At 63.0% G+C, this 3,356-nt stretch carries 1 protein-coding gene; it reads left to right on the top strand.

The genetic code is table 11. The features are described from left to right. Positions 1-226: 226 nt before the first annotated feature. A partial coding sequence (locus QZY44_RS01270) for an Ig-like domain-containing protein (protein ID WP_295441162.1) occupies positions 227-3,356 on the top strand: 3,130 nt, incomplete at its 3' end.

Below are 3,356 nucleotides of genomic sequence, written 5' to 3' on the forward strand. Positions count from 1 at the left end.
GATCAGAGGACCTGTCTTGACGATCGAGCCGCCGACTGCCCCCGTCGCGCGTGGCCCTGCCCCAGGGCGGATGACTGGCCCTCTTTACCTGACCATTTCTCTCGGAGATAACGCGTGTGCCGCTGCTGTGGCGGCTTGCGCGCGTCCGCAATTTTCTACCGTTCACCCCGGCGCCGGCCAGCGCCACGTGTGCCGTCATGACGTCTGACACGGAGTACCCAAGCCAATGAACGCTGCACGACTCGCTATGCCTGTCAAGTGCCATCGCCCCGGTATCGCCTGGGCCGTTCTGACTCTGCTCTGGCTCTGGTTGGGGGCGGCGACGGCCGCCCAGGCCGGCGGCATCAGCGGTACCGTGGGTGCCGCGGGTGGCGGCCCCTTGTCGGGTATTAGCCTGTTCGCCAGCGCATGGAACCCCGGTGGGAACTTCTGGCAGCCGGTGGCTCCCGGCAACACTGCGGCCAACGGGACCTATACCATCACCGGACTGGCCGCTGGAACCTATCGGGTTTGTTTCAGCGATCCGGCGCTCGGTGCCTATGCCTTCCAGTGCTACAGCAACGCCGGGAGTCCCGACGCCGGGGCGGACGTGCCCGTGACCGCCACTGGGATGGCCTCCAGCATCAATGTGCAGTTAGCGCCCGCAGGACGCGTGACCGGCAAAGTGAGCAACGCCGCCGGCCTCGTGGCGGGTATCCAGGTACAAGGTCAGAGTTGGGTCCCCAGTCGCGGTTACTGGCAGTGGTGGGGGAGTTCGACGTTCACCGCGGCCGACGGGACCTACACGCTCGGCGGGATGGGCACCGGCCTGTACCGGATCTGCTTCAGCGATCCGAATGTCGTCTTTCAATGCTACAACAACGCCCCCGATCAGGGCAGCGCGCTTGATGTGTCGGTGATCGCCGGGCAGACCGTCCCGAACGTCAACGCCCAATTGGTGCCCGCGGCACATATCACCGGCACCGTGACCGATGCGAGCCCGGTCCCTGTCTCTTTGGCGGGCATCCAAGTACAAGTCAATACGTGGAACGCCAGTCAAAATCACTGGCAGTCCGGGAACAGTACGCCTACCGCGGCCAACGGCAGCTACGATCTCGGCGGGCTGGCCGCCGCGACCTACCGGGTTTGCTTCAATGATCCGAATGGTGTTTATGCCCCCGAATGCTTTGACAACGTCAGCAATGTGAGCGGAGCTAATGATCTGCCCGTTGCCGCCGGGCAGACCGTCTCCGGTATCAACGCCCAATTGGCACTTGCGGGCCATGTGACCGGCACCGTGACCTACGCGGCCAGTCCTGTCGCGGGCATCACAGTCCAGGCCCAGGCCTGGAACCCCGGCAATAGGTCCTGGGATTGGATGGGCAATGCCTTCACCGCGTCCAACGGTAGCTACAATCTCACGCTGGGTGCGGGAACCTACAAGATTTGCTTCGGCAACTGGAGTAGCGCCAGCCTCTATGCCACCCAGTGCTATATCAACTCGCCCAATCAGAACGGCGGTATTGATGTGGTCGTGGGTGCCGGTCAGACCGTCCCCAATATTAACGCCCAATTGGCGCTCGCCGGTCACGTGACCGGCACCGTCACCGACGCCGCCGGCGCCGTGGCAGGCATCACAGTCCAGGCCCAGGCCTGGAACGCCGGCAATCGGTCCTGGGATTGGATGGGCAATACCTTCACCGCGTTCAACGGTGGCTACAATCTCGCGCTGGGTGCCGGAACCTACAAGATTTGTTTCGGCAACGGGAATGGCAGTGGTCTCTATGCCTTCCAGTGCTACAACAATGCTCCCAATCAGAGTAGCGGTGCTGACGTGAGAGTGAACGGCGGTCAGACCGTCGCCACCATCAACGCCCGATTGGCACGTGCCGGGCACATCACCGGCGCCGTCACCGACGCACACGGCGGCCTGGCGGCGGGTATCCAAGTACAGGCCCAGACCTGGAACGCCGCCGGCAATTACTGGCAATGGGCGGCTAACACCACGACCGGCCCCGCCGGCACCTATGACCTCGGGGGGTTGAGTGCTGGCAACTATCAGGTCTGCTTCTACGGTTGGAATCCCAATGTCCAGCAGTGCAACACCGGCAGCACCGGAATCTACATTGCTCATGTGACCCTCGTCGCCGGCCAGACCGTCGCGGGCATCAATGCCGTGGCGGTCGATATCCCCCCGCCCACGGTCATCAGCCTGCAACCAGCCGATGGTGCCGCGGGGGTGCCGGTTCATCAACCGATTGTCATGCATTTCAGTCGGTCCATGCAGCCCAGTTGCCAGGTGCAGTTGATGGAGCAGTTCGGCGGCGCCTATTCGGCGGGTCAGACGACTTGGTCGCAGACGACCTACCCCAACGATACCCTGACCTTCGTGCCCAGCCTACCCTTGCGCAACAGCATGAGTTACGACCTGAGCGTATCCCAGTGTCGGGACCCGAACGGGATCTGGTTGGATGGCTATCAAAGAGACTTCATCACCCTCTTCTCCACCGCTGGCGCCACTGCTGACTTATCGCTACCCCGGGTAACCTCTACCGCGCCCTTTGCGGGTCAGAGCGGCGGCAATACCGCGGGCATTGGCATCCTATTCGACAAACCCATCGCTCCGCTGACCGTCAATCTGCTGTCGGCGCTCTTGAGCGGTCCCGGTTTCCCGCCTTACCGCCTTCAGCCCCAAGGCTCATTATTGAACATCTGGCCGCAGGGCTTGCAGGCGCAGGGTCAATATCAGGTCACCTTGACCACTGCCGTGGCCGATGCGCAAGGGCACACACTGGCAGCGCCCTATAGCTTCAGTTTCAACACCGGGGCTGGTGATACGACGGCACCCACTGTCGTGCAGACACTGCCGGCCGATCTGTCTCCGGGGCTGGAGTGGGAAGCGATCCGTGTCAATTTCTCCGAGAACATGGACCCGCACACCATCCTTCCGACCACCGTGCGGGTCTTCGACGAGACGGCAGGGAATACCCAGGTCGGCATCCACATCTACAAGAACTGGGTCGGCGAAGACGGTGCGCGGGCCCAGATTGAAATCGACCGCGCCTTCGCAGAGGGTGGGCATTGGCAGGCGGGGCACACCTATCGCGTCGAACTTGCCGCGAGCATTGCGGACCTGGCCGGTAACCCGCTGGGCACTGCCCGGGTGTTTCGCTTTACCGCGGTCAACAATGGGTCAGGCTCGTTGGGGGTCCCGCCGAATCTGGGATACGCCGGTTCAGTCGGTTACCTGGAACCGGGCGGGCGCGTGAGCGTCGAATTTCAGGTCCATGCCAGCAGCAATACCGGCGGCTCACTCACGGTGTCGGTGGATGACCTGACCCAGGGTAAGTCCTGGAACATCCCGCAAAGCGGCATGA

The sequence above is a fragment of the uncultured Thiodictyon sp. genome, assembly GCA_903837595.1.
In the GTDB taxonomy this organism is placed as follows: domain Bacteria; phylum Pseudomonadota; class Gammaproteobacteria; order Chromatiales; family Chromatiaceae; genus Thiodictyon.